30 protein-coding genes are annotated in these 26,475 nt (G+C 52.2%); 10 read left to right on the top strand and 20 right to left on the bottom strand.

Features of this window, described 5'->3' with window-relative positions; translation table 11 throughout:
* Positions 1 to 23: 23 nt before the first annotated feature.
* Positions 24 to 1,625 carry a methyl-accepting chemotaxis protein gene (locus HA51_RS15760; protein ID WP_084935567.1) on the bottom strand — a complete coding sequence of 534 codons (1,602 nt, stop codon included), beginning with the start codon at positions 1,623 to 1,625 and terminating at the stop codon, positions 24 to 26.
* 123 nt (positions 1,626 to 1,748) lie between these two features.
* Positions 1,749 to 3,149 (bottom strand): DNA (cytosine-5-)-methyltransferase, encoded by a 1,401-nt coding sequence (gene dcm, locus HA51_RS15755; protein WP_084935566.1) that lies wholly within the window; start codon positions 3,147 to 3,149, stop codon positions 1,749 to 1,751.
* A 126-nt stretch (positions 3,150 to 3,275) separates the two neighbouring features.
* On the opposite strand from dcm, the gene HA51_RS15750 reads away from it, so the two are divergent.
* The 6 genes from HA51_RS15750 to dgcQ all read left to right on the top strand — a co-directional run bounded on the left by HA51_RS15750 (position 3,276) and on the right by dgcQ (position 7,336).
* Positions 3,276 to 3,752: a very short patch repair endonuclease gene (locus HA51_RS15750; RefSeq protein WP_084935565.1), complete on the top strand. Its 477-nt coding sequence runs from the start codon at positions 3,276 to 3,278 to the stop codon at positions 3,750 to 3,752.
* Between the two features lie 70 nt (positions 3,753 to 3,822).
* On the top strand, positions 3,823 to 4,098 hold the full coding sequence (locus HA51_RS15745) for a hypothetical protein (protein WP_084935564.1): 276 nt from the start codon (positions 3,823 to 3,825) through the stop codon (positions 4,096 to 4,098).
* An 11-nt stretch (positions 4,099 to 4,109) separates the two neighbouring features.
* Positions 4,110 to 5,021 carry a DUF808 domain-containing protein gene (locus HA51_RS15740; RefSeq protein ID WP_084935563.1) on the top strand — a complete coding sequence of 304 codons (912 nt, stop codon included), beginning with the start codon at positions 4,110 to 4,112 and terminating at the stop codon, positions 5,019 to 5,021.
* Between the two features lie 36 nt (positions 5,022 to 5,057).
* A complete protein-coding gene (locus HA51_RS27710; RefSeq protein ID WP_281253451.1) occupies positions 5,058 to 5,192 on the top strand; it encodes a hypothetical protein in 135 nt (44 codons plus the stop codon).
* Positions 5,193 to 5,372: 180 nt separating this feature from the next.
* Entirely contained in the window at positions 5,373 to 5,552 is a 180-nt protein-coding gene (locus HA51_RS15735; protein WP_084935562.1) for a YodC family protein, read from the top strand.
* A 131-nt stretch (positions 5,553 to 5,683) separates the two neighbouring features.
* Positions 5,684 to 7,336, top strand: coding sequence for a cellulose biosynthesis regulator diguanylate cyclase DgcQ (gene dgcQ / locus HA51_RS15730; RefSeq protein WP_084935561.1), 1,653 nt, complete (start codon positions 5,684 to 5,686; stop codon positions 7,334 to 7,336).
* On the opposite strand, the gene HA51_RS15725 is transcribed toward dgcQ, so the two are convergent.
* The 3 genes from HA51_RS15725 to yodD all read right to left on the bottom strand — a co-directional run bounded on the left by HA51_RS15725 (position 7,333) and on the right by yodD (position 9,968).
* Entirely contained in the window at positions 7,333 to 8,553 is a 1,221-nt protein-coding gene (locus tag HA51_RS15725) for a glycosyltransferase family protein (RefSeq protein WP_084935560.1), read from the bottom strand. The two genes, dgcQ and HA51_RS15725, sit on opposite strands and share 4 nt — an antisense overlap.
* 23 nt (positions 8,554 to 8,576) lie before the next feature.
* Positions 8,577 to 9,374 (bottom strand): mannosyl-3-phosphoglycerate phosphatase-related protein, encoded by a 798-nt coding sequence (locus HA51_RS15720; protein WP_084935611.1) that lies wholly within the window; start codon positions 9,372 to 9,374, stop codon positions 8,577 to 8,579.
* A 360-nt stretch (positions 9,375 to 9,734) separates the two neighbouring features.
* On the bottom strand, positions 9,735 to 9,968 hold the full coding sequence (gene yodD / locus HA51_RS15715; RefSeq protein ID WP_084935559.1) for a YodD family peroxide/acid resistance protein: 234 nt from the start codon (positions 9,966 to 9,968) through the stop codon (positions 9,735 to 9,737).
* A gap of 316 nt (positions 9,969 to 10,284) precedes the next feature.
* Here yodD and HA51_RS15710 point away from each other — a divergent pair, with 316 nt between their 5' ends.
* Together HA51_RS15710 and dsrB are read left to right on the top strand one after the other, a co-directional pair.
* Positions 10,285 to 10,443: a YqaE/Pmp3 family membrane protein gene (locus tag HA51_RS15710; RefSeq protein ID WP_034824466.1), complete on the top strand. Its 159-nt coding sequence runs from the start codon at positions 10,285 to 10,287 to the stop codon at positions 10,441 to 10,443.
* A gap of 67 nt (positions 10,444 to 10,510) precedes the next feature.
* Positions 10,511 to 10,705, top strand: coding sequence for a protein DsrB (dsrB, locus tag HA51_RS15705; protein WP_169718789.1), 195 nt, complete (start codon positions 10,511 to 10,513; stop codon positions 10,703 to 10,705).
* A 134-nt stretch (positions 10,706 to 10,839) separates the two neighbouring features.
* Here the strand turns inward: dsrB and HA51_RS15700 are convergent, their stop codons facing one another.
* From HA51_RS15700 to fliF, 15 genes are all read right to left on the bottom strand, one after another.
* A complete protein-coding gene (locus tag HA51_RS15700; protein WP_084935558.1) occupies positions 10,840 to 12,546 on the bottom strand; it encodes a methyl-accepting chemotaxis protein in 1,707 nt (568 codons plus the stop codon).
* Positions 12,547 to 12,722: 176 nt separating this feature from the next.
* Positions 12,723 to 13,358, bottom strand: a complete 636-nt coding sequence (rcsA, locus tag HA51_RS15695; RefSeq protein ID WP_039327754.1) for a transcriptional regulator RcsA — start codon at positions 13,356 to 13,358, stop codon at positions 12,723 to 12,725.
* A 628-nt stretch (positions 13,359 to 13,986) separates the two neighbouring features.
* On the bottom strand, positions 13,987 to 14,775 hold the full coding sequence (gene fliR, locus HA51_RS15690) for a flagellar biosynthetic protein FliR (RefSeq protein WP_084935557.1): 789 nt from the start codon (positions 14,773 to 14,775) through the stop codon (positions 13,987 to 13,989).
* Positions 14,775 to 15,044 (bottom strand): flagellar biosynthesis protein FliQ, encoded by a 270-nt coding sequence (gene fliQ, locus HA51_RS15685; protein ID WP_084935556.1) that lies wholly within the window; start codon positions 15,042 to 15,044, stop codon positions 14,775 to 14,777. Before fliQ ends, fliR begins: the two co-directional genes overlap by 1 nt.
* Positions 15,045 to 15,106: 62 nt before the next feature.
* On the bottom strand, positions 15,107 to 15,838 hold the full coding sequence (gene fliP, locus HA51_RS15680) for a flagellar type III secretion system pore protein FliP (protein WP_084935609.1): 732 nt from the start codon (positions 15,836 to 15,838) through the stop codon (positions 15,107 to 15,109).
* On the bottom strand, positions 15,838 to 16,233 hold the full coding sequence (gene fliO, locus HA51_RS15675; RefSeq protein WP_084935555.1) for a flagellar biosynthetic protein FliO: 396 nt from the start codon (positions 16,231 to 16,233) through the stop codon (positions 15,838 to 15,840). The genes fliP and fliO overlap by 1 nt, the downstream gene beginning before the upstream one ends.
* A gap of 2 nt (positions 16,234 to 16,235) precedes the next feature.
* Positions 16,236 to 16,643: a flagellar motor switch protein FliN gene (gene fliN / locus HA51_RS15670; protein WP_084935554.1), complete on the bottom strand. Its 408-nt coding sequence runs from the start codon at positions 16,641 to 16,643 to the stop codon at positions 16,236 to 16,238.
* On the bottom strand, positions 16,636 to 17,643 hold the full coding sequence (fliM, locus tag HA51_RS15665) for a flagellar motor switch protein FliM (protein WP_084935553.1): 1,008 nt from the start codon (positions 17,641 to 17,643) through the stop codon (positions 16,636 to 16,638). The genes fliN and fliM overlap by 8 nt, the downstream gene beginning before the upstream one ends.
* Before the next feature lie 4 nt (positions 17,644 to 17,647).
* Complete coding sequence (fliL, locus tag HA51_RS15660; protein ID WP_084935552.1) at positions 17,648 to 18,133, bottom strand: flagellar basal body-associated protein FliL; 486 nt, start codon at positions 18,131 to 18,133, stop codon at positions 17,648 to 17,650.
* A 130-nt stretch (positions 18,134 to 18,263) separates the two neighbouring features.
* Complete coding sequence (locus tag HA51_RS15655; RefSeq protein WP_084935551.1) at positions 18,264 to 19,544, bottom strand: flagellar hook-length control protein FliK; 1,281 nt, start codon at positions 19,542 to 19,544, stop codon at positions 18,264 to 18,266.
* Positions 19,541 to 19,984: a flagellar export protein FliJ gene (gene fliJ, locus HA51_RS15650; protein WP_084935550.1), complete on the bottom strand. Its 444-nt coding sequence runs from the start codon at positions 19,982 to 19,984 to the stop codon at positions 19,541 to 19,543. The genes HA51_RS15655 and fliJ overlap by 4 nt, the downstream gene beginning before the upstream one ends.
* Positions 19,985 to 20,007: 23 nt before the next feature.
* Positions 20,008 to 21,372 (bottom strand): flagellar protein export ATPase FliI, encoded by a 1,365-nt coding sequence (gene fliI / locus HA51_RS15645; RefSeq protein ID WP_084935549.1) that lies wholly within the window; start codon positions 21,370 to 21,372, stop codon positions 20,008 to 20,010.
* Positions 21,372 to 22,076: a flagellar assembly protein FliH gene (fliH, locus tag HA51_RS15640; protein WP_084935548.1), complete on the bottom strand. Its 705-nt coding sequence runs from the start codon at positions 22,074 to 22,076 to the stop codon at positions 21,372 to 21,374. The genes fliI and fliH overlap by 1 nt, the downstream gene beginning before the upstream one ends.
* Entirely contained in the window at positions 22,069 to 23,061 is a 993-nt protein-coding gene (fliG, locus tag HA51_RS15635; protein ID WP_084935547.1) for a flagellar motor switch protein FliG, read from the bottom strand. The genes fliH and fliG overlap by 8 nt, the downstream gene beginning before the upstream one ends.
* The gene (fliF, locus tag HA51_RS15630) at positions 23,058 to 24,782 is read right to left on the bottom strand and encodes a flagellar basal-body MS-ring/collar protein FliF (protein WP_084935546.1); all 1,725 of its coding nucleotides are present in this window, start codon (positions 24,780 to 24,782) and stop codon (positions 23,058 to 23,060) included. The genes fliG and fliF overlap by 4 nt, the downstream gene beginning before the upstream one ends.
* Before the next feature lie 361 nt (positions 24,783 to 25,143).
* Here fliF and fliE point away from each other — a divergent pair, with 361 nt between their 5' ends.
* Positions 25,144 to 25,455, top strand: coding sequence for a flagellar hook-basal body complex protein FliE (gene fliE, locus HA51_RS15625; RefSeq protein ID WP_084935545.1), 312 nt, complete (start codon positions 25,144 to 25,146; stop codon positions 25,453 to 25,455).
* Between the two features lie 108 nt (positions 25,456 to 25,563).
* The gene (locus tag HA51_RS15620) at positions 25,564 to 26,271 is read left to right on the top strand and encodes a YnfC family lipoprotein (RefSeq protein ID WP_084935544.1); all 708 of its coding nucleotides are present in this window, start codon (positions 25,564 to 25,566) and stop codon (positions 26,269 to 26,271) included.
* Positions 26,272 to 26,475: the final 204 nt, after the last annotated feature.

Genomic DNA, 26,475 nt, shown 5'->3' with positions numbered 1-26,475 from the left:
CCGTCATTGACGGGTTTTTTTATTTAAGCGGCGTTAACGCGGAATTGCTGCGCGCGTTGTGCAAGTCGATCTGAAAGTTCACGTAACTGTGCAGCGGCCTGCACCTGATGAGCGTTCAGTTCTTCGTTTTGTTGTAGCTGCTGACTCATCTCGACCACTTCATGGGCAATTTTGCTCACGCGGTGGCTTTGCGCCGTGGAGTTTTGCTGCAACTCGTCCAACTGTGTCACCACACCAGACACAGCTCCGCTTATCTGCGCAAACAGCACTTCCAGTGATTTCACTTTATCAAAACCATCATTGACATGCTGCTGCGTGTGCTGAATTAAGCCATCGATCTGTCGTGTAGATTCGCCGCTCTGCTGCGAGAGCAAGCCCATTTCTTTCGCGACGACTGAGAAGCTACGACCATAAGTACCCGCATGCGCGGATTCGATCGCGGCGTTCAGCGACAGTAACCGAGTTTGCATTGACAGGTTATCCAGCATGCCGACAATCCCGGCTATATCCCCCGAGGCCGTGACGATCTGCTGCATTTTGTGCTCCATATTATCGACTTCAATGGCGCAGTTACGCATCAGTTCATCGGCAGACTGCGCTTCCTGTGTGGCTTGCTGCGAGAACTGCGCACCAATCTCAACTTCTTCGGAAACGCGATGCAAGCGCTGCGACAGATGGTGGAAGCTGGCATTCTGCGTCTGGTGCTGCTGCATCACCTGCTCATTATGCTGCTGCATATCCTCGGCACCGGCCGCAACACTTACCGCAACCGTATTGATATCACTCACAATTTGTTGCAGGCCATCGCGCATGGACTCAATCGATTGAAACAGCTGGCGTGTCTCCAGAGATTGGCGTCGTGGGGTGGTATGGCTGGGCACTAAATCCCCTGTCGCAATGTGCTCTAACTGCGCATTGGCACGACGCAACGGGAGTAATACTCCACGCATGACCAGACTGGATGCGAGGACCAGCATCGCCATCAATATGCCACTGACAATCAGCGACATGTTACGGCTCTGCTTCAACGTGCTGAGGGTGTTCTGGTTGACGCTGGTCAGCTGATGGTTGGCCTGTTCGATTTCACTGAACCAGGCATCGTTAAACTGCTGTTGAAATGCCTGCATCGGCACCATAAAGAACGCGTTAATATCGTTGGCCGCTAATCCTTTGAGCTGCTCCTGCAATCCCTCCGCCAGCATGGCAAACCCTTGCGCCAGCGGGCTGTCGGCTTTGGCGTGATAAGCCGTAAATAATGACTGCGCTTTTTTCAACGACTCATCCGAGGCGGATGCAAGGCTCTTCCAGCTGTCGACCGACCCACTTTGCTGGTCTTGCATCAGGTAGATGCCGGCACGATGGCTATTATCACTGGCCGTCAGTAATTCAATTCGTGCCTTATCCAGTAGTGCCAATCTTTCCCGTAGTTGATTGGCTTGCTGTAAAGAGGTTTGTGTTTGGTTAACGTGATTATTGAGCAGGAGCACGCCTGCAAATTGGAGCAGACAAAACAGCACAATAAACAGCAGAAACTGACTGCGTAAGCTGGTGAGCCACAGCGGCATGTGCCATGAGAGTCGTGTACGAAAACGCAGCGGTAAGGAGATAACGGAAAGGAGTGACATCTAACGCCCCCAAAAAATAAAAAGGAGTATTGGGAGCGCAGGTGACAGTTAGGTGACAGCGGACGCGATTCAGTGCAAAACAGCACAAAGCGCGTCCCTAAAGGAAATTATGGACCTGGGGTGCTAGGTGTTGCGACGCTGATGTTGCTGAATCAACGGCAAAAGCAGTTGGGCGACAGCAGCAAAAACCGGCACGACCACGGAATTACCGAACTGTTTATAAGCTTGGGTATCAGAGACGGGAATGCGGAAATGGCTTTCTCCTGGCGCCTCAAATCCCATTAACCGGGCGCACTCTCGCGGCGTTAAGCGACGGGGACGGCGTGCCATATTGCTGGTTTGTTGGAAATCGACCTCACCTTGCGCCTGATCCCAACCACGATCGATCAGAATCTCTGAGCCATCTTTGTAATAACGCGCAGAGAGGGTACGCACGCAAACGTTGGGATTGTGCGGATCGTTAAGCCCGAAGCCAAAACCATTGCCTTTGGCTTTGTGCTTTTTCGCGTACTGATACAAGTACTGCCAAAGCGTCGGAGACAGGATGTATTTTTGCTCAGGTGCGGGTTCCAGCAGGCTCTGCAGCGAGGGTACTTGTGGCGGATAAAACTGCGCGAGCGAACGCAGTGAGAAGCCTCTGTTCAGGCCACTATCACGGCGAATGCCGACCAGCACAATACGTTCGCGATGTTGCGGCAGGAAATGGCGCGCATCGACAATTTTTGCATCCGGTGTACCGCTATCCGCGGCATCAGCCACGTCGTAACCCAATTCATCCAGCGTCGCCATGATGATGGCAAAAGTACGCCCCTGGTCATGGCTTTTAAGATTTTTGACGTTCTCCAGCACAAAGAACGGCGGCTTTTTGGCCGCGAGAATACGCGCCACGTCGAAAAACAGCGTGCCCTGCGCTTCGCACTCGAAACCGTGGGCACGGCCTAGCGCATTCTTTTTACTGACACCCGCCAGAGAAAACGGCTGGCAAGGAAAACCCGCCAGTAAAACCTGGTGATCCGGGATGGTTTGGTCAATGTGCTGGTAAATCGCCTGTTCGTCCTTCAGACCAGCAGGCTGCGTAACCAGGCGAATATCGCTGTTAAACTGATGCTGGGTAGGATCGCTGTAATGGTTGGCTTTATAAGTCCGTACGGCTTCCTTATTCCATTCGCTGGTGAACACGCACCGACCGCCAATCTGTTCAAAGCCGCGGCGTATCCCACCAATGCCAGCGAACAGATCGATAAACTGAAATTCAGGCGTGTCGTAATGCTGCGGACGTGACGGCAACAGCGCCTGCAGGCTGCTGACTTCGCGACTGGAGAGTGCCGGGACACGGCTTTTTTCCTGACGAATACGGTTCAACCGAGAGACGCTCCAGTCGAGGCCTCCGGCATCGGTTAAGGTCTGCAGCACATCACGCGTGGCGTAGATATCGAGGACCTGCAATAACAGCGATGTCGCGTCATCCGAAGCAGCAGTGAACGAGGAGGGCGAAGCAGTCGCGGCGGGTTCGATAGCAAGCATGCGTTTTTCCTTAACAGTGAAGCCGCTATGCTATCACTCCTCGCGCATTCACACACTTGTTGCACGTGCCTTTCGCTTTTGCCCCAAACCGCTAAAGTTGAAGGAGCCCCAAACCAAGGAGACGCCATGGCAGATGTCCACTCACAAGATATCCGCAGCAAAAATATGCGTGCTATTCGCCAACAGGATACGGCGATTGAGCAGCGTATTGCCTTGATTTTAAAAGATCGTGGCTTTAGTTATCGCGTGCAAGATAAGGCGCTGCCTGGCCGTCCTGACTTTGTGTTGCCACAGGAGAAAGCGATAATCTTCGTCCACGGTTGCTTCTGGCATCGTCATCATTGCTACTTATTTAACATGCCTGCCACGCGCACCGAATTCTGGGCCGGAAAAATCAACAGTAATGTCGAGCGTGACCGGCGCTATATCCAGCAATTACAGGAGAGCGGCTGGAAGGTCTTGATCGTGTGGGAGTGCGCGTTACGCGGTAAATTGAAACTAGAAGATGTGGCATTAGTGGAAAGGTTGGAAGAGTGGCTGTTGGCGGCATCGCACAGCGGCGAAATCGATCATCAAGGGCTGCATCACTATCGCATTGAATAATGCGCGATTGTTGCTTTTAAACGCTATAACGGTTTAGATCAGCCCTTTCTCTGGGACGCGGAATAAAGCCATGAGCAGCATCAAACTGACGGTCAAACGCCTGTATCAACTCCGTGATGAGCGGATGGTGAACACCCATGCAACGGCGCGCATCTATCTTGGCGAGCAGTTGGTGGCCACCGAGGAGATCAGTGGGATGACGGAAAGTCCGGTGAGCAAATATGTGCATGCGGGCGATCTTGCCGGGCAGACACTTCGCGTCGAATGGGACTGTGTGGGCATCGCTGATATGTCAGTGACGGCTGTTGAGCGTTGCCCCTGTTGTCAGGATCACGAACAGGAATAAGGATAAATATTTTGGCAGGAACCAGCTTACTGACACTTCTGGATGACATTGCCACTTTGCTTGATGATATCTCCGTCATGGGCAAAGTCGCGGCAAAGAAGACTGCTGGCGTATTGGGTGACGATTTATCGCTCAATGCGCAGCAGGTGACCGGCGTCAAAGCCAATCGTGAATTACCCGTTGTTTGGAGCGTGGCTAAGGGGTCATTTTTAAACAAGCTGATTCTGGTGCCGCTGGCATTATTGATCTCCGCTTTTGCTCCTTGGCTCATTACTCCCTTACTCATGGTGGGCGGGGCTTACCTGTGTTACGAAGGCGTGGAAAAGGTCTTACACAGCCTTAATCACGATAAAGCGGACAGCAGTCCAGAGGCCCGCCAACAACGCCTCGACAAATTGTCCCAGATGGATCCGCGCCAGTTCGAGAAAGATAAAGTCAAAGGTGCGGTGAGGACTGACTTCATTTTGTCAGCGGAAATTGTGGCCATCACGCTGGGGATTGTCTCCGAAGCCCCGTTGCTCAACCAGGTTTTGATTCTGGCTGGCATCGCGATTCTGGTGACTATCGGTGTGTACGGCATTGTCGCGATGATTGTTAAAATCGATGACCTGGGCTACTGGCTGCGTGAGAAATCGTCCACCCTGGCGCAGGGGATGGGCAGCGTATTATTGGCGCTGGCACCTCTGCTGATGAAGATTTTGACCGTCGTGGGCACGGTAGCGATGTTCTTAGTGGGTGGCGGGATTATTGTGCATGGCATTACGCCCCTGCATCACGCGATCACTGAATACAGTAGCGGTTTCCACGGTGTCGTCTCGGCATTGTTGAGCAACGGCGCTAATCTGGTGCTCGGTTTCATCATTGGGTCGATCGTGCTGTTGGTGGTAAATCTGATTGCTAAGCTGCGTGGAAAATCGGTATAAAGCGCAGGAATTTTCTAATCACGGGTCAGGAGAACGATGATGAACGACGATATGTTTGAATTTGATATCGATGCGCAGCTGGAACAGGCTGAAGCCAAAGCGGCTGAAAAAGCCAATGAAGTCCCAGTCGATATCAGCGATGAGGCTGATTGCGAAGGTTGCAAAATCTGATTTTCCCACCCGGGAAACTGCTTCAAAGCCGATAATAAATTTTATCGGCTTTTTTTATAAACAACATTTTTAACTGCTTATTCCGATTTCGTCACAGTAATAGCAATATCCTATAGGCAAAAAACCTGTCCAGCTGCTATACCTATTCTCGTTCAATCAACGGAAAAGGGAGGGCGCGGTATGACCTTTGCGATCAGTGACGAAGTTCAGCATAAAGAGGGCGGACCCACTATGGTGGTGACCGGCTATGCCAGCGGAATGGTAGAGTGTCGTTGGTATGATGGCTTTAGCGTGCGCCGGGAGGCGTTCCGCAGTGACGAATTGAGTCATTTGTCAGCAGCGCGCCAACTGGCCAGCTAAGCGCTTGCGGGGCGGTATTCGCCGTCCCGTTGCGTTTTACCTATTTGATTTTCCTTTGATCCCTGCCTGTACGCTTTTTCTCCCTCTGACTACACTTTGCGCATTCGCCCTTTTTCGGAGCATGGCTGCTGATGCCTATCTCTTCTCTGCCGCAGCGTGCCGGTCATCCGTTTCTGCGGGTGCACCTCTGCTTTCTGGCGGTCTTTCTTTTTTCAGCTTTCCTCACCGTGCATGAAGCGCTGGAATTAAAGAACAATTATGAAGAGCGTCAACGTGCCCAACTCGCCGAAATTCAAAAAAGCCTCGACAGCCAGTTTCAGGAGAGCATTGATGAGTTGATGTACTACGAAAAAATGCTTAATTATGCCCTGACGCATCCGCTGGATTCAGACCATGCGAGAGAAGCGATTGCCCGTTTCCAACGCCTGCGCCAGCAAAACACCTGGCAGCTTCAACTCTCTAGTCCCCGCAGCATGCCGCTCAACGGTGTGAGTGATAGCTGGCTAGCGCACGACCCTCTGCTGCTGCGCGAAGCTGACCATATCAACCAAGAGCTGCGAGCCGCGCTGGAGTTTAGTTTTATATTGCAATTTGGGGATTCAGCGCAGGATTTTCATTCGCGTTTTTGGTACATCTCGCGTGCGGGATTTTTTATCAGTTCCAGACCGCCGCAAAGCCCGCAGGAGCTGGCGCAAAGCTACAGCACCATGATTCAGCGTCCTTACTTTCGCGATCAAAACCCCGCGAATTCGTCGCATTCACGGCTGCGATGGACCGAAGTTTATCAGGGTGAGTTTAATGAAGGGTTGATGATGACGGTCAGCACACCCATTGTCAGCAATGGCTACTGGTATGGCGTGCTGTCGATGGATTTTACCCAGCAACGCATTCACGCCCTGATGATGCAAGTGCATCACAGTCTCTTGCAGGGCAAACTGCTGATAGTGGACCGCTCGTTAAATGAGATCACGCGGTTGCACGCCCCTAACGATGAACCCTTAACGCAGGAACAGCAGGCCCGGGTCGAGGCGCGGATGCGGCAGCAGCCCGCAGGCGTAATGCGACTAGGAACGCAGTTTGTCAGCTGGAGTCATCTAAAAAATTTCGATGCTTATCTCGTCAACATTCAGAGTCTGAGACAAGGTTTATCGCAGGAGTTGGGGCGTGTCGCCCTTTTCCTGTTGGGTATGTGGTTGCTGTTTGTACTGTTGCTGGGGGTCACTCATCAGGTGATTTTTCGCATGGTTCGGCGTATGGACATGCTCTCCTCTCAGCTCGCTTGGCGGGCAAATTATGATGGAATGACGCGCTTACTTAATCGTAATGCGTTCTTTGAACAGTTTGTTGCCTTGGCGGCGCACAACAAGCAGCAGCAGACGCCGATCGCGGTCATCCAGCTCGACGTCGATCATTTCAAAAACGTCAATGATACCTGGGGGCATGCAGCTGGAGACCAAGCTCTGATTCGTGTCGCGAGCGTCATCAGCCATACACTGCGTAAATATGATGTTGCAGGCCGTATTGGTGGGGAGGAGTTTTGTATTGTGCTGCCAGAAACGACGTTGTCCGAGGCCAGCGCGGTGGCGGAACGCATCCGTACGCGATTAGCGGCGAAAACCATCTTGGTTAACTGTAAGGCGACGTTCAGTGTGACCTTGTCGGCGGGCGTCACCGCGAGTGAAGAACTGGGCGATTATCATGCAGAAACGCTGCAAGCGACCGCCGATCGTCGACTTTATTTGGCGAAAACCGGTGGCCGCAATCGCGTATGTGCTGAGGGTTAAACTTTGCCGTCGTTATCCTCTTCCACTGCCTGATAAATGCGTTGCAGGATGTCAGGGAAAGCCGATTGCACCCGGCTCCAGCTGGGAATAAAAGGCTTTTCATTAGGGCGCTCGATAAAGGATTGACCCGCGTCCAATATCGCTTGGGTAAACATCTCGACAGCGGCTTCCTCGATGTGTTGATCAAACTTGAGGCCATTCATCGTGGCTTCATGGTTATAGATCTCCATCATATCCAGCGCGTTACGATAGTAAGTTGCCTTTAGGACGCGAAACGAGTCGCTGGTGAGGGGCACGCCCATGGTGGCCAGTTTACGCAGCAGGGACTGCACAATGTCATTACTCATGCGTTTTAAACCACCAGTCCCATCCTCTTCGGCCAATGGCTGATGTTTGTGGTCGTAATTATCGGCAATCTCCACCTGGCAGGTTTGCCGCGTGGTGTAGTTGCGATAAATCTCGGATAACACACCGATCTCTAGCCCCCAGTCGCCGGGGATTTTTATGCCATTCAGCACATGGGTGCGCATAGCAAATTCACCAGAGAGGGGATAACGGAAGCTGGTCAGGTAATCGAGGTATTCAGAGTGGCCATAAACCTTCTGCAGTGAGCGTAGCAGGGGGCCGACCAGTAGACGACCAACGCGCCCATTCAGTTTCCCATCCGCTACACGCGCATAAAAGCCTTTGCAGAACTCATACTGAAACGCCGGGTTGGCGAGCGGATAGAGCAGCCGTGCGAGCATGCCGCGTTCGTAAGTGACGATATCGCAATCGTGCAGTGCGACACACTGGCTGCGATCTGAGGCCAAGGTATAACCGGTGCAGAACCACACATTCCGGCCTTTACCCGGCTGGCTGGGTGACAGGCCCTCTTTATCCAGCTCTGCATCCAGCGCTTTGAGTCGCGGGCCGTCGTTCCATAAGATACGGTGGCGCTGCGGTAATCGTGAGAAGAACTCCCGGGCGAAGAGAAATTGATCGCGGTCAGCGCGATCAAGGCCGATGACAATTTCATCCAGATAGGGGACTTTAGCCAATTCATTGACGATGTTATCCAACGCTGGCCCTTCAAGTTCAGAAAACAGTGAAGGCAGAATTAGTCCCATTTTGCGCTTGCGAGCAAAGCGCACCATCTCTTTTTCCAGCGATTCGACGCTGCGGTGGGTGAGATTATGAAAGTTGGTAATGACGCCATTTTGGTAAAAATCACTCATCGTCTCATCCTCTGGTCAGGCGGTTAATCGGGTTGCGCCAAAAAGTAGTCGAGTCCTTCCCGCCAGCCTTGTGGGCCGACATGGGCGGTGTGATAGATATTTTGTTGATCGTTGCGCTGTAAAATGACCGGCGTTTTACTGAAACCTTTAATGACCACAGCGTAATCGACCTGCTCCAGCATGGGCACATCGTTTGGCCCATCGCCAAGTCCGATAGTGGTTGGGGTTTGGCCCTTTTGCTGGGCCAAAGACTGCAGTAGCTGGGTCAGCGCAATACCTTTACCGCAGCCTGCGGGCATCACATGCCAGAATCGGCCGCCTTGTGTCAGGGCCAATTCGTGTTCAGCTAAGACGCTACGGAAGTCATCAAGTTTGTCGCTATCATCGCGCCATAACACCACTTCTGAGCCCAGGCGCTGACGGCTCTGACTCGCCTCAGTCAATGTTAAGCCTGTGAAACGCGCGACTTCAGCATCACTGAAATCGTGAAAGCCGTTAAAACGATAGGTGGCTTGTAAGGTACGAAGGGTACTGCACAATGCAAGGTAGTTCTCTTCAGGTTCGTTCTTCAGGGTGGGCTCGCCATCAAGAGCCACTTGGGCACCATTCTCAGCAATAAAGGGGGTGCCAGGGATGCCCAAGCGTTTCTGCAGCGGAATGATTTCAGCTGCAGTTTTACTGGAGCAAATCACAACAGGAATGGCGTGCTGTTTTAAGCGTATCAGCCATTCACTGGCCGCCTCCCAATTGTAATCGTGATGGTCCAGCAATGAGCCATCGAGGTCAGTCACTATCATCAGAGATGAATTAAGTCTCAGCATCATCACACTCCTTACGCGACGCGTATCCGTAAAGCAGAGAGTAATCAGTATAATAGCGTTATGGCGATCACACTTTTTTGCCGCCCCGCCGTTACAAAATCCAGGATAATTCTTAAATCGAAACGGCGGCAGCACAGTGAGTGCGGGTTTTGTGCGCGGTAGAAGTACCGTTAGAACAGGGTGTTTTCGGTAACCAGTGGGGTTGTTAATGCTTTTTAGTGCGTTTTATACGCAAAATTGGGACTTGTCTTGTGTTGACTAAAGCGTAACCTCATCCAGGTGTTAAGAATTTCCTGGTGTAACGAATTCACTGATTTATTTTACCCGGCGACCCTGCCGGGTATTTTTTTGAAATCGATTTCATCGATTCACTTCGGTAATGGCAAAGTCGCGAATATCGAGTTCGAATGCTTCGGCCAGTTCGATATAAGAGTCATAGGCTTCGCCGTTGACTCTCACCCGGTGGGCATGTTCCGACTCCATGAACTCCTTTACCTCACCTGATGTTTTTTTCTGGATCGCTTCCAGCAACGCATCGACATCGATATTCACTTCGCGCTGCACGTTGTCGCTGTACTCTTTGGCAGTAGTCATAGTGAGCCTCCCAGAGGCGATAAGATTCGCTTTAAGTATAGACAACGTAAATTGACGGGTGGGGAGGGGAGATGACAGGCAAAAAAAGCCCGCGCTGCGCGGGCAAAAATCCTTGTTACTTTTAGGTTGACTGCGCCTTTGGGGTTGGTGCAGTACGAAGAAGTGTACGAGTTGCCCGTGTCAGAAGTCTCTCTGCTAAACGTTAAGAAAGTGAAAAGTCCCTTCTTGACCGATCTTTACCCCTCATTCCGCCCATTTTTGCTGGTAGCGTCTATCTTTAAAGCTGAACGATTATTTTCTTTATCAGGGAGTTAGTATGGATTTTATTCGAATTGTGATAGCAATTTTACTGCCGCCACTGGGGGTATTCCTGCAAGTCGGTTTCGGCGGAGCCTTCTGGCTAAATATCCTGCTGACGCTGTGTGGCTACATTCCCGGTATTGTCCATGCTGTGTGGGTCATCGCTCGACGCTGATCGCGATCAGGCATCGGTCTTTTTCTTCCGTTACACTGTGTGCAGGATATTTTCTGGAGAACAGTCAATGAAGGTCAATGACCGGGTTACGGTAAAAACGGATGGCGGACCACGTCGGGTTGGCACAGTGCTGGCAGTGGAAGGGTTCAACGAAGGCATTATGTATCTGGTGGCGTTAGAGGACTACCCGTTAGGGATTTGGTTCTTTAATGAGAGCGACCATGCGGAAGGGGTATTTGTCGAGCCGTATGTTGAAGCATGAGCAACGCTGAATTCAGGGTGCACATGAAAGTGCACCCTACAAAAAACGGACAGGTTGATCGTAGGGTAGCCATTCATCGCAACTGAAAAGCGCTTAACTGACCAGCTGTACGCTGTTCATCGTCATCTGTCAGATTAGAACGTTTCCCAATTATCATTGCTGCTAGGGGCCGCCAGTGCGGCACGCGGTGGCAATGTTGGGGCTTTCAACACCGGCGCAGAAGTTGTCCCCAGACGCGATGCGGGTCCATCATTCAAGCGGAATGCAGCAACGGCCTGCGTCAGGCGTCCCGCCTGATCTTCCAGCGATGCTGCTGCCGAGGATGCCTCTTCGACCAGTGAAGCGTTCTGCTGTGTCACATTATCCATCTCAGTCACCGCCAGGCTGACCTGCTGAATACCGCGACTCTGCTCATCTGAGGCTGCAGCAATCTCCGACATAATATCGGTCACGCGGCGCACCGCTTCGACAATCTCGCTCATCGTGGAACCGGCTTCACCAACCTGATGTGAACCGTTGGTAATGAGATCCACTGACTCAGCGATCAGTGATTCAATTTCCTTCGCTGCCTGCGCGCTCCGCTGCGCCAGGTTACGAACTTCACTCGCAACCACCGCAAAGCCACGGCCTTGTTCACCGGCGCGGGCTGCTTCCACCGCGGCGTTCAGCGCCAGAATGTTGGTCTGGAAGGCAATGCTATTGATCACGTTGGTGATTTCAGCAATCTTTTTCGAGCTGCCCGAAATGTTGTTCATGGTTTTCACTACACCATTAACCAACTCGCCGCCGCTCCGTGCTTTACCTGAAGCATCGGCAGCCAGCTGGCTGGCATGATGGGCATTTTCCGCATTCTGTTTCACTGTCGCCGTTAACTGCTCCATGCTGGCTGCCGTTTGTTCCAGTGCTGAGGCCTGCTCTTCAGTGCGAGAGGACAAATCAGTATTACCGGCGGAGATCTCGCTAGAACCTTGATAAATCGCCACGGCGCCTTCACGCACGGTGCCGACTGTACGAACCAAAGCTGCCTGCATCAATTGCAGATTGTGCAGCAGGCTGCCGATTTCGCTGCGGCCATAGGCTTGTTCTGGCGCGGTGAGGTCGCCCTGAGCAATACGCCCAATACGTTCCACTGACTGACGCAAGGGAGTGATCACCACACGGCGCAGGAAAATAAAGGTCAGCAGTACCAGCACCAGCGCAGCGGCAAATGCCACCGCCATGGCAATAAAGCCCACGCGCGATTGATGGGCGGCTTCCGCATTGATGGCTTCAGCGCGGTCAGTACGAATCTTTATTGCTTTCAACAACACCGCGTTATAAGCATCATCCAGCTTGCGCGTGACGTCGGTTTCCTGCGCCACGATGCCTTCAAAACTGCCTTGCTTGGCCGATTCAATCATCGGCTTCAGCCCCTTATCGATATATTCATTGAATGACGCGGTCAGTGGCGCATCCAGCGCAAGGTCTTCAGGCGTTTTAGCTTTGCGGTCCATATAGACTTTAAAGCCTTCACGCGCTTGTTTGATACGGGTTTCAGTACGTGCCAGATCGGCACGGTAACCATCCATCTCACCGATTCGTGCAGCAGCACCAGACTGAAGCACATTCAACCGGGCAGTGCGTAAATGGTTTGAACTGTTAGAGATGCCCATGCGGATTTGAATCTCATCCGTTGCATCATTCAGGGAGTTATTGCTTTGAATGAGAAAATAGCTGGCGAGGGCAATGCAAAGGGCAAAAAGTAGCAGAATGCCACCAAAGATCATGCTGAAAAGAGGCATCAGGCGCAGGTTCTGCCAGATGCTGAGCTTATATTGCCCATCAATCGATGCTGTTTTCATATCCTTGCTCTCATTTGGGGTAAGTGTTCTGAGAACTAGCATCGGCAGCTACGGCCAAAGGATTAGGCAGGGAAATGGGATCTGGCTCGCAAATCGCAGCAAAACGACAAAGGGCCAATCCACTGATTGGCCCTTTGTCTGCTACGGCTATTTACTCAATCTATTTACCGGAGGAATTATCTCACGTTGACATAAATTCCAGAGGTAACGTTATCGGTAAGACGCACCACATGATAAATAACTTGTTTATTATGGGTCTTAATTTTGCGTTTAATATTACCTTTGTGTGACGATACCGTTTTGGCTTTAATTTGCATCTTGTCGGATATTTGAATGGTGTCATGTCCTGACATCCACATTTTAAGCATGTTTGATTCAGTCTGACTTAATGTCAGCGGATGAATATCGAGCCCAGCGGAAATACGCGGAGCGACACTGAGTTTCTTTTGCAGGTAAGTGCCTAATAATGAATCCAACGTCGAAGTTTTTATCGATTTTGACGTAATAATCAGGTTCTTACGAACGTAGAGGTATTCCTCAAAATGGATATTCGAGATAGCCATGAAGATAAAGAATAGCGTATCAGGATGCTGCATAATAATGGCACGAATGCGATCGCTAGAATCGGATTCATGAATAAAACATTCTTCGTTAATAAAGACAACGCCAGGTTTTAACTGCTCACATCTTTGTTGCAATTGTTCGATATCAGACACAGGAGTAATATTTTTCTTTTTAACTCCTTTGGCTGACATATAGTCTGATAATCCGAGGCGTGTGTAATTACATGAATCCATAATAATCGTTGGCATTATAGCGACCCTCACCAATTTGTTATCCGTTTAAATCAACGATGAATACGCGTTTGCGGTACGAGAGAGATTTCCAAAGACACTTTTTTATTCTGCTCGGCAGACTGGCGAATGGTATCCGTGCGCCATCATGACTCTTCCCTGAACCCTTCTGCGAAGTTTATTGTGCTACTTCCACGTCACTCTTGTCCCCGCGATAGTGGGAATCGCCGGGAGTTTGCAATAAGTGTGTAAATCACTCTGTTTTTGAGAGCCCTGTCACTATCGCGCAAGTCACAGACAAATCTGATAGGACAATTCTTAAAAACATTTGAATCGCGAAAGTGTGACGCTTCAGCGAGTGTTGACAATGCCGGAAAAAAGGGATTTAGACAAGAAAAATCGCTGTAATATTTTTTTTGTTTAAAAACAGCCCTTTGAGCATTTTTTCAACCAATTCTCAAGGTTTACCACCTTAGGAATCGTCTGACTAAAATACGCGAAGCCGGGTTTAATAAGAATAATTTTCACCTAAAATGCGTATTTATCAGAATAACCTCAGTTGATTTCTGAGAAATATGGTTCGAAAAATGCACAGATTGATTTTGAATACTTAACTATTGAATGGCATTCGTTGCAGAATCGTTAATTAACCAGCGCGGGAGAGTTCTGACACAAACTGCGCGAGTAAATCAAAGACTTCGCCGAAGAGATGTTCACAGAAAGGGGCTAGCAGCGGCATCATCATACCCAGGCTAAGGATCCCTACCGTTAAGGTAATTGGGAAGCCAATGGCGAAAACCGACAGCTGTGGTGAAACACGGTTTAACAAACCCAGGGCCATGTTAAGCGTGAGCAATAAAACTATTAAAGGGAGCGCTAACATCATGCCATTAAGGAAAATTAAACCGGCAGACTTCACCAAGGCCATAAAAGCATTCGCGTTAAGCGGTTGATCATTGATCGGCAGGGTATGAAAACTGTCCACCAACAGCGAAATGAGCCACAAATGTCCGTTGAATGTCAGAAATAGCAGCATCGCCAACATATCAAGAAAACGTGCCAACACGGGCATATTTAGACGGCTACCGGGATCAAAGAAGGTGGCGAAGGACAAACCCATCTGTAAACCCACCACTTCCCCGGCCATGCGAACAGCGGCAAACGCTAATTGCATCGTTAAGCCGATACCTACGCCAATCAGAAGCTGCTGCAATAAGATCCAAAAGCCTGCCGGCGTAAACAGTGTGACTTCTACGGGAGGCAGTACCGGGATGACAATCCAGGTGGTGAGAATCGCCAGACCAATTTTGACGCGTTTAGGGATCGACTTTTCGCTCAGTACGGGGGCGCTGGCAAACAGGGCCAGCAACCGCACCATCGGCCAGAAAAATTGTGCGACCCAATGGATCAGCTGACTGCTGTCGAGGTTAACCATTAACCGATGATATAAGGCAGGTTAGTAAATAATGTGCGCATGTAATCCAGCATCAGGTTCAACATCCATGGGCCGGCAACCACCACCGTAGCGGCAACAGCCAGAATCTTTGGGATGAACGAGAGCGTTTGTTCGTTAATCTGGGTTGCAGCTTGCAAGATGCTAATGATCAAACCACTGATCAACGCGACCAACAGTAATGGGGCGGCCATCATCAACGCAACGCGCATGGCTTCTTGGCCCATTACCATTACCGATTCGGGTGTCATGCTGCACTCCTGGAGTTATAAGGTGCGACCTCAGGCCGCCGGGTTGATCATTGCCGCCGATGCTACGAGTAGAAACTCTGCGCCAGCGAACCCACCAGCAGTTGCCAGCCATCGACCAACACAAACAGCATCAGCTTAAAAGGCAGGGAAATGGTGGCGGGCGGTACCATCATCATCCCTAACGCCATCAACACGCTGGCAACGACCAAATCGATGATCAGGAAGGGAATGAAGACAGTAAAACCAATTTGGAATGCCGTTTTCAATTCGCTGGTGACATACGCTGGCAATAAAATGCGCATTGGTACCGCTTCCGGCCCGGCAATCGGCGCGGTGTTGGCGAGGCGAGCAAACAGCGCTAAATCGGCTTCACGGGTCTGACGCAGCATAAATTCACGCAGTGGCTGCGCACCTTTATCAATCGCCACGTCCATGCTGATTTTATCCTGACTGAACGGCAGATAAGCGTCGGAATAAATCTTGTCGAAGGTCGGCGCCATAATAAAGAAGGTTAAAAATAGCGCGAGGCCCAACAAAACCTGATTTGGTGGGGCAGACGGTGTGCCCATGGCATTACGCAGTAAACCAAAAACAATAATGATGCGTGTGAAGCTGGTCATCATCAGCAGGATTGCCGGAATGAAGGTCAGCGAGGTGATAAACACCAGCGTCTGCACCGGCAACGACCAACTCTGGCCGCCGTTAGCCAGAGGATGACTCACCAGGCCTGGCAGCTGCGCATGGGCAACCGGTGCCAGCAGCAACAGTGGCAGAAGGGGAAGCAATCGACGCATCATGGTTTTTTTCCGGGACGTTTAACCAGATTCTGAAACAGCTGACGAAAATCCTGTTGCGCCACGTGATGGCTCGCCAGTTCTTCCGGCGAAACAGGTGGCAGAGAGTGCAGGTGAGTGATTTGCTGGGCGGTCACACCCAGCACCAAACGCGCATCAGCGGTATCGACAATCACCACTCGCTCCTGCCGGCCCACCTGCACGCTGGCGCTCACTTTTAACGCCTGGTTACTGACGGTTTTTGGAGCAAAACCTAAACGTTTAGCCAGCCAGCCACAGGCCAGGATCAACAGAACAATCACGGCCAGCACGCTACTTACTTGTCCAATCACCGAGCCCGTCGAGACGACCGGCTGGCTATTAACAGGCTGACCGATTTGTGCGTTCTTCAACATGCTTAACGACTCAGACGACGCATACGTTCTGACGGGGTGATGATATCGGTGATGCGCACGCCATACTTATCGTTCACGACCACCACTTCACCTTGGGCAATCAAATAGCCATTGATCAGAATATCCAGCGGCTCACCGGCCAGGCCATCCAACGAGACCACCGAACCCTGCGTCAGGCGCAGCAGTTCTTTGATGGTCATCTTGGTGCGACCCAGTTCAACAGTCAGTTTGACCGGGATATCCATGATCAAATCGATATCCTGCAGGGAGCCACTGGCGCCATTGCTATCGAAAGACTTGAACACGTTCTCTGTCGGATCAGGCGTGCTGGTGGTAGCCTGCTCGTTCATTGCCTCAGCCCACAGGTCGTCCGCGGAAATATCATCGGACGGTTTTTTGCTGTCACTCATCGGGCTGTTCCTCATTCAGCGAATTCAAAATCGGGTTAATCAGGTGTTCTACACGCAACGCATACTGGCCATTTAAGGTGCCATATTGGCTTGTGAGTACCGGTACGCCATCGACGTGAGCAATGATGCGGTCCGGCTTCTCGATGGGCAGGACGTCACCAGGTTTCAGTTGCAAAATACGTGACAGGCGCATGGATGTTTCCGCGAAGTGGGCAATCAGCTCCAACTCCGAGTGCTGCACCTGTTTCACCAGATTGTCGCGCCAGTGCGTATCTTCCTGACGGGAGTTTTCCAGTGGTGGATTGACCAGCAGCTCGCGCAGCGGCTCAATCATTGAAAACGGAATACAGATATTAAATTCACCCACCAGGTTACCAATTTCCACCTGGAACGGCGTGTTAACCACGATGTCGTTCGGTGAGGTGGTGATGTTGGTGAATTTCACCTGCATTTCCGAACGCACGTACTCAACATCCAGCGGGTAAATCGCTTTCCATGCATCGCTGTAACCATCCAGTGCCAGCTTCAGCATGCGGCGGATGACGCGCTGTTCCGTGTGGGTAAATTCACGGCCTTCCACTTTCGTCGGGAAACGGCCATCACCACCAAACAGGTTATCTACGGCGATAAACACCAGACTCGGTGAAAACACCACCAGCGCAGTACCGCGCAGCGGTTTCAGGTGGATCAGGTTCAGGTTGGTTGGCACCGGCAGGTTGCGTGCGAACTCGTGGTAAGGCTGAATCTTGATCGCACCGACACTGATATCCGGGCTACGGCGCAGCAGGTTAAACAGCGCCATACGAAAATGACGGGCAAAACGCTCGTTAATGATCTCCAGCGCCTGCAGACGCTCGCGCACCACGCGACGCTGGGTATTAGGATCATAAGGACGGATATCGCCATCGGTCCCTTTGGAACTGCTCTCTACTTCCGCACTGTCACTGTCGCCATTAAGCAGCGCGTCAATCTCAGCCTGGGAGAGAATGCTATCGCCCATTAAATCACCTCAAAATGAAGGCGGTAAACAGCACGTCACTGACCACCTGTGGCGGTTGATTTTTTACCAGCGGCGGAGCCAGCACCTGTTTGATTTGCTCAACCAGGGCCTGTTTGCCTTGTTCCGTTGCCAACTGCGCTGCATTTTGGCGCGAGAGCAACAACAGCAAACGGCTGCGCACTTCGGGTAGGTAATCATTCAACCGACGACGGGAATCCTCGTCCGGCAGACGCAGCGTAAAGCCCACGTACAACACACGGTCGGGATCGTTGTCAGGATTGACCAGGTTAACCGTAAACGTATCCATTGCAAAAAATACGGGGGCGGCAGGTGGTTCGACTTTCGCCGCTTCCGGTTTGTCATCCCCGTGTTTATTCATCATTCGCCAGACTGCATAGCCTGCCACGCTGCAAGCGGCCAGCGTTACAATCAGTAACACCGGTATTAGTATTGAACGTTTGCGGCCTTTAGCTTTCGCGTTATCAGACATGTTTGCAGTTACTTCCTGTGAATTATGGGCAAGCCTCTCGGCTCGCCTGGACAGATTATCCCGCGTCTTAAGTCAAACAATGGGAAGAAAAGACGCGGGTTTTACGCTTACCTTCAGCGTTTAGCCGCTGTCAGGCAAAGATATCGACAGCGCCGTTGCCTGTCGCGCGCGCCTGAAGGGCTGCCGGGACGGCAATAGGCGTTATCTCGTTTTCACTGTCCTGGGAGAGGGTAAAGCTGCCGTGCTGGCCATCACGACGACCTTCCTGCTGGCCCTGATAATTCTGGCTCTGTGCGAAGGCGTCGCTGCTGACATTACTCTGTCCCAGGTTTATTCCGCTCTCCGCCAGCGCACTACGCAGCTGAGGGAGAGCCGCTTCCAGCGCGGCCCTCACTTGGCTGTGGCTGGAAACCATACTTAACTGTGCCTGATCCTTATCAAGGCTCAGGCTGATCTGGATTGCGCCCAGATCTTCGGGATGTAAGCGCAATTCGGCATTCTGCTGACCGTTGCGACTAAACATCACAATTTGCTGGCTCAAAGCCTGCTGCCACTCATTGCTGCCGAGTTGGGCGTTCAGCATCGGCGTCGACGGAGTGGTGCTGGTCGTCGCCGTGCTGGTGGTCAGTGTGCTGGTACTGCTGACCGGGGCGCTGGTTAATGCTGTGACCGAATCAGTGCCGCTTTGACTATCTCGGCGTTCTTCCGGCTTACTCAACGTGCTCAACACCTGCTTGAAACTTTCGTCCAGCGTCAGTGCTGTGCTGTTGTTACTGACCGCATTGCTGGCAGTGGCGGCACTACTACTGCTTTGCGCACTGTTGGCATCACGGCTCAATCCACTCAGCACATCGCTGGGTTTTTTCTGCGGCACACTGTCAGTAGAGGCTTTCTCATCTTCCACTGCGCTTTGTAACGTACTGCTTAACAATGCACTTTTCAGCGAAGACTTTGACTCTGCTGCGGTCTTATCAGTCTCGGTGCTGATGACATTGGCGCTGCTGCGGTTTTCAACGGCCACCGGCAACATGGCAAAAAGTGCCTGCACATTCTGTAAGTCGCTGGCAGTTAACGAACTTGCCTCAGGCTTGTCTTTATCATCGGCTGATTTGAGCGTGGCTTTAGTGTTTTCCGGTTGTAAAAGTGCGTTTAACGCCTCTGGTTTGTCCAGTGCCTGCAATAACGCGCTTAATGACGCTTTTGTGACGCCTTTTTCATCGACTTCTGCTGTTGAATCAGGCGATTGCGTGTTAACGCTTTGTTGCTTTGCTAGCGTCAATAAGCGATTGCCCAGCTCAGTGACAAACGCCTGCGGCAAAGTGTCTGTGCTCAGCAGTTTGTCCGATGAGACTGAACTGTCTGCTTCTCCCACATTAGAGGTTTGCGTAACCAAAGTTGGCAGCGTAATCATTCGCCTCTCCTCATAGCAGCCCGTTGGGCAAATTCATCCATCCGTTTCTGGTCGAGACGGTTTTCTTGTCGTAATGCGTTTTCCGCCGCGCGCGTAATCAACGTTTGATAGGCGTTCAATCGCTTGTGCTTTTCGCGCCAGTTGCTCAGCGCCTGCTCCAGACGCTGATTCCACTGGTGAAGCTGCTGTCGGTGCTGTTCAATAGCTTTTTCCAGCGTCTGAATGAACTGGTGGTAGTTGGTCCAGCGCGTGCTGGCAATCCCGCCCGACATATCTGCGTTGAGTTTGTTGCGGTACTCATCTTGGTAATTCAACAACATATTCAGCTGTTCATCCGCCTGCTGTACGCCACGGCGCATGTCGCCTAAATGAATCACGGCCTGTTCCAGATCCTGTTCCGCGAGATCGCGCAACTTATCAATAGCACTGGCAGTTTTCATGGCTTACCTCACTTGAGATAGGACTAGCCGAACATGGCCTGCAAATGCAGACAGGCATCGTCGTAGTCGCTGCGTTCGAAAATACCTTGTTGCAGGAAAGCTTCCATTTCAGGGTAAAGCTTGATGGCTTTATCCAGCATCGGATCACTTCCGGCGGCATAGGCGCCCACGCTGACCAGATCGCGGTTGCGCTGGAAACTGGAGAGCAACTGTTTGAACTGGCGCACACGCGCATAATGGGTGTCGTCAATCAGCGCAGTCATAGCACGGCTGATGGACGCTTCAATATCGATGGCTGGATAGTGCCCGGCTTCAGCCAGACGACGTGACAGCACAATATGACCGTCCAAAATGGCGCGAGCAGAGTCAGCAATGGGATCTTGCTGATCGTCACCTTCGGTCAGGACAGTGTAGAAAGCGGTAATTGAACCGCCGCCGTGGGTGCCGTTACCGGCGCGTTCGACCAGCGCTGGCAGTTTGGCGAACACGGAAGGTGGATAACCTTTCGTGGCAGGCGGCTCACCGATAGCCAAGGCGATTTCACGCTGTGCCATGGCGTAGCGGGTGAGGGAGTCCATAATCAGCAACACGTGTTGACCCCGATCGCGGAAGTCTTCAGCGATACGGGTCGCGTAGGCTGCACCCTGCATACGCAGCAACGGTGAAACGTCGGCTGGCGCGGCGATCACCACGGAACGCGCGCGACCCTCAGCGCCGAGGATATTCTCGATAAACTCTTTAACTTCGCGACCACGCTCACCGATTAGGCCAACCACAATGACATCCGCTTTGGTATAGCGTGCCATCATGCCGAGCAGCACGGATTTCCCCACGCCGGAACCAGCAAACAGTCCCATACGCTGGCCTCGACCAACGGTCAACAGAGCGTTAATTGCGCGCACACCGGTATCCAATACATCTTCAATCGGCGTACGTTGCAATGGGTTGAAAGGGGCCGTGATCAGCGGGGCGCGATAACCGGTGTCCGGGGCAGGTAAGCCATCAAGCGGTTTACCACTGCCATCCAGTACACGGCCCAATAACTCTGGGCCAAGCAGCATTTGTTTACCGCTGTGGCCGCTATCGCCGTTGACGCGTGCATAGACGCGCGCGCCCGGCAAAATACCGTCCACCTCTTCCAGTGGCATCATCAGCAGTTTTTGGCCGTTGAAGCCCACCACTTCACTTTCGACTTCCGCGATGTTGTTGCCATCGTTGCGTTCAATGATGCAGGTCGCACCCAGCGGCAGTTGCAGCCCGGTGGCTTCCAGCACTAAGCCGGTCGCGCGCGTCAGGCGACCGTAGCGGCGCACCGTCTGAACTTGTGAGATACGATCTTCGAAGGCATCGAGCGCGCCGAGCCAACGTGAAAGGCGTGAGGAGGTCATTACAATGTCCCCGGTGCAGCCAGACGGCACAATTCTTGCCAGCGGGTTGCCACGCTCGCATCGAGGTCGCCATCTTCTGCACTGAGTTTACAGCCGCCGGGATGAAGCGAATTGTCCGCCAGCAGCTTCCAGCCGTGCAGATCCAGCGTCGGGCCCAGCGTCTGTTCAATGCGCTGTAAATCATCAGGATGTACGCGCAGTTGTGGTTTGCCACTGAACATCGGTTCCTGCTGAATCAATTGTTGTATCTGACGCAGCAGGGCGGTGCCATCGACCTGAGTCGCTTGACCAATCACGGTACGTGCCGCTTCCAGTGCCAGTTGCATCAGACGAGAAGCAATCACGCTATCCAGGGCTTCCAGCGTGTGATGAAACTCCGTCACCAACTGCTGCATACGCGCCTGTAATGGTGCCTGCTGCTGTTGCGCATCGGCCAGACCTTGCTGAAAACCGGCGTCATAGCCGTTCTGCTGTGACTCAGCAAAGCCTTTCTGATAACCCTCGCTGTAGCCCTGTGTCTGTGCATCTTTACGCATCTGCTGCTGCATGCGCTCCAGCATTTGCTGCTGTTCATCTTCTGCACTGAGTTCAACATCTACCGCCGCTTCATCCAGCGGTTGCGGTTCGTCGGCCACTTTGAACGCGCTGCCTAAATCATCAGGCTGCCAGCGCTGCCACGCACGGGCGGAAAAGGCATCAGACATAGGTTTCCTCGCCACCACCAATTACCATTTCGCCGGATTCTGCCAGGCGGCGCACCACCAGCAGAATGGCTTTCTGTTCGTTTTCCACCGACGACATACGCACTGGACCACGGTTGGCCAGATCGTCGCGCAGGATATCGGCCGCACGTGCTGACATGTTCTTGAGGAACTTCTCGCGCAGCGGCTGCTCGGCACCTTTCAGTGCGACCAGCAACTGCTCGGACTCCACTTCCTGCAACAGGCGCTGGATACTGCGGTCGTCCACTTCCACCAAGTTTTCGAACAGGAACATCTCGTCGATGATCTTCTGTGCCAGCTCGCCATCGAAGTCGCGAACCGCCTCGATAACCGCTTCTTCCTGCTGCGTTTTCATCAGGTTGATGATTTCGGCTGCAGTTCTCACGCCGCCCATCTTCGCGCGCTTGAGGTTGGTACCATCCAGCAGGCCGTTGAGCACCTCGGTCAGCTCTGCCAGCGCCGCTGGCTGTACACCGCCGAAGGTGGCGATACGCAGCATCACGTCATGGCGCAGACGTTCGTCGAACAGCGCCAGAATATCGGCCGCCTGGCCCCGTTTGAGATGGACCAAAATGGTGGCGATAATCTGCGGATGCTCGTCGCGAATAAGGTCGGCGGCCGCTTGTGGTTCCATGAAATTGAGCGTTTCCATGCCGCTGGTGGTTTCGTTCTTCTCGAGAATGTCTTCCAGCAAGCTCGACGCGCGCTCTTCGCCCAAGGCTTTGATCAGCACTGAACGCAGGTACTCGTTCGAGTTGAGGCTCAGCGCCGCAAATTGTTCGGCATCGGTCTCGAACTGCCGCAGCACTTCGGTCAATTGTTTGTGCGACACCTGCTTCATATTGGCCATCGCCGAACTGAGGTGTTGCACTTCACGTTGGTTGAGGTGTTTGAACACCTCCGCCGCGCGCTCTTCGCCGATCGTCATCATCAGGATGGCGCTTTTTTCTGTACCGGTCAGACTCATAGTTCTTCACCCATCCATTCACGGATAACCAGCGCAACGACGCGTGGATCATTCTCAGACATATCGCGGATGCGCTGGCTCATGACTTCGGCGCTCATACGGTTGCTCGATTTACGTTCTTGATCCAACTCGTCTTTGCTGAGCTGGACGCTGAAGGCCTCTTCAGATTCCTGTGCTTCGGCACGTGCTGCCAGCGCTTCTGCTGCGGCTTTCTCCTGCTCTTTCTTACGCATCAGCTGTGGACGCACCAGCTTGCGATAAAGGATGAAGGCAACCAGTGCCACCAGCAGCCAGCGACCACCGCTCATCAACATGTCGAAGAAGGCTTGCGATTGCCAGAACGGCAGGTCACCGCCAGACGGCTCGGTCATGTTGAACTGGGAGTTCACGACGTTGATGCTGTCACCACGATTCTGGGAGTAGCCCATCGCTTCGCGGGTTAAGTCTTCAATCTGTTTGATCTGCTGATCGTTCAGTGCAACCGCTTTACCTTTGCCGTCATCGCGATAGTTCACTACCACCGCGACTGACAGGCGCTGTACATCACCGACGTTCACCTTGGTATGGCGAATGGTGCGATCCAGTTCGTAGTTTACGGTGTCATTACGGTTGGAGCTGCTTGGGCCGCTGCTCTGTGCGGTGCTGGTCGAGGTGCCATTGTTTTGGCCATTCGCGTTCTGACCATTAGCATTTTGACCGTTGGCATTATTCTGCTGCTGCGGATTGTTAACTGGTGCCGTATTGGCCGGTGCAGGCTGATTCGACAGTGCACCCGGCACGCCGCCGGGGTACGGGCTACCGTTTTGCTCACTGGTATTGGTCTGGCGCGAGCGAATCGCGGTGCTACCAGGATTGGCGTTCGGCTGGTACTTCTCATCCGTTTGTTCGCTACGGTCAAAGTTAATCTGCGCTGTCACCTGCGCATGCACATTGCCTTGGCCAACAATCGGGTTGAGGATCGCTTCGATACGTTGCTGATAGCGCGCTTCGACTTCAGAGGCGTATTTCAGCTGAGCGTCATTCAGGTCACGGCCTTCGCTGTCAGAGCGCGTCAGCAGGCGTCCGGTCTGGTCAACTACCGTGACGTTGCCGGGTGGTAGTCCTGCCACACTGCTCGACACCATGTGCTGAATGGCCTGAATTTGGCCTTCATCTAATGCACGGCCCGGTTGCAGGATCAGGGTAACGGAAGCTGAAGGGGCTTTTTGCTCACGAACGAACAGCGTCGGTTTCGGCATCGCCAGATGGACGCGCGCGCTCTTCACCGGACCCAGCGTTTCAATGGTGCGTGCCAGTTCACCTTCCAGCGCACGCTGGTAGTTAATCTGCTCGCTGAACTGGCTGATGCCGAACTTCTCTTTGTCCATCAGCTCAAAGCCAACGGAGCCGCCTTTCGGCAGCCCCTGTTGCGCCAGGCGCAGACGCAGTTCATGCACTTTATCGGCGGGCACCATTAATGCACCACCGTTCTCGGCGAACTGATAAGGGATGTTCATTTGCGTTAACTGCGTGACAATCGCGCCGCCATCCTCATCAGAGAGGTTGTTATAAAGGACACGATAGTCCGGCGCTTTAGCCCACAGCACCAACGCAAAAACCACCGCAATGGCGGCAGCGGCGGCAACGATTAAAGGAATTCGCGGATTGGCGCGCAGGCGGCCAAGCAGGTCATTGAAGCCTTTCTTTGCGGTATCTTGTGTAGCGGCTGCACTCGCATTCATGACCGATTCCTGCCTGACATAATTGACCGGGTAAGTTGTGGTGACAAAACAGACTCCCTGACTTCCCCCATCATATTTCGCGTTGTAGCTGCGTTGGCTGCGTTCGTTCACCCCAGTCACTTACTCGAGTAAGCTCCTGGGGATTCGCGAACTTGCCGCCTTGCTACAGCGCGAACTATTTTGGGGGCCAAATGAAAAATGAAAATTCCAATCTTATGGGGGGCATTATTTGATGGATTGGGTCACATCGATGGCTGGATAAGCCGGGGTTTTTACGTTTATTTAGCGCCTTTGTCCTATTGACAGTGTGTTAACTTTTGCAGCGTGAAAATGTAAACCCTTCTTCCATGAGGTACAGGCAATGTCGATTCAGGCAATTGATGGTGTGTTGCAGCAGCTGCAGTTAACGTCTTTGCAAGCCAGTGGCAAACAGGCTGAGTCATCCAATCAGGTGGATTTCGGTGCCACCATGAAAGCAGCACTGGATAAGATCAGCGAAACGCAAAACACCGCGCGCGCTCAGGCACAGGATTTTGAAATGGGTAAACCCGGTATTCAGCTGAATGATGTGATGGTCGATCTGCAGAAGTCTTCTATCTCAATGCAGATGGGTGTCCAGGTGCGTAACAAACTGGTGTCCGCTTATACCGATATCATGAATATGCAGGTGTAGTGACTGCACGGATGTTGCGATGTCAGGTGGGAAAGGATTTATCTTTTTCTTCAACAGCGGCATGATGCTGGCCTGACACGCGGATCATATCGGGAAGAGGACTCTCACGTGAAGCATCCCCTGCTGCTGGCGATGGCAATGGCTTTGCTGTCCGGCTGTGATAATAAAAGTGCGGATTTCTCCCCGCAAATGAAAAACTACGCTTACCTCTATCAATTCGAAGCCATACCTGGCAACGTCAAGAGTACCCATCAACGCCTGTTTACTGCCGATGGCACACCGCTGTTCGACGTCGATATTGCGTTTGATCAGCAAGGCTGTGTGACCCATGTTAAATCTATCGACAAGGCCGGTGAAATCACGGAAGTGTCACGCTCAGGCGAGCAACTAACCGGCATGGAAAACGGGCAGGATGTGGTGGTGACACTCAATAAGCAGTGCGCCGTTATTAAGAAAGTCACGCCAACAATGACAGTGGATATCGCCTACAACGCTCAGGGATGGGTTGATCAAATCTCATCTCCCGCTTCTGATGTGAAATTTCATCTGACTTACAATAAAGCGGGTGATATGACGCTATTAAGCATTATGAAGGGCGATGAGACGCTTTCACGTGCCAGCGCGGTTCATGATGCGGACGTGAAGAAAATATCCGATGTGATTACGACGGTGCAAAAAAACAACCTGAGCAAAACCGTCAGCACCGTCTGTAAATATAAAAAAGATGTGCCTTACTACTGTGACACCCTGACAACGGATGCCGATGGTAAGATAACTGATAAGCAATATGGCACCATTGAAGTGACCTATTATTGACGTCAGTGTGCTCGAAGAAAAGTCGCGTAAGCGGCTTTTTTTATGCTCGTTACCTTTGAGCGAAATAAGCGAAGCGCTAAATAAAACAAACACTTACTGATCAAGTGTAGCATCTGTGTGGTAGAGTGCTGGCCAGAGTTAAGCTTTCATGAAGCAAGCAGTCGAGGATAAAGATCTCGCAATACACTCATGGAAGTCTGAACG

Source organism: Pantoea rwandensis, assembly GCF_002095475.1.
Classification (GTDB): domain Bacteria; phylum Pseudomonadota; class Gammaproteobacteria; order Enterobacterales; family Enterobacteriaceae; genus Pantoea; species Pantoea rwandensis.
Note: the sequence above shows the minus strand (reverse complement) of the source record. Positions and strands in the feature narration are given on the sequence as shown.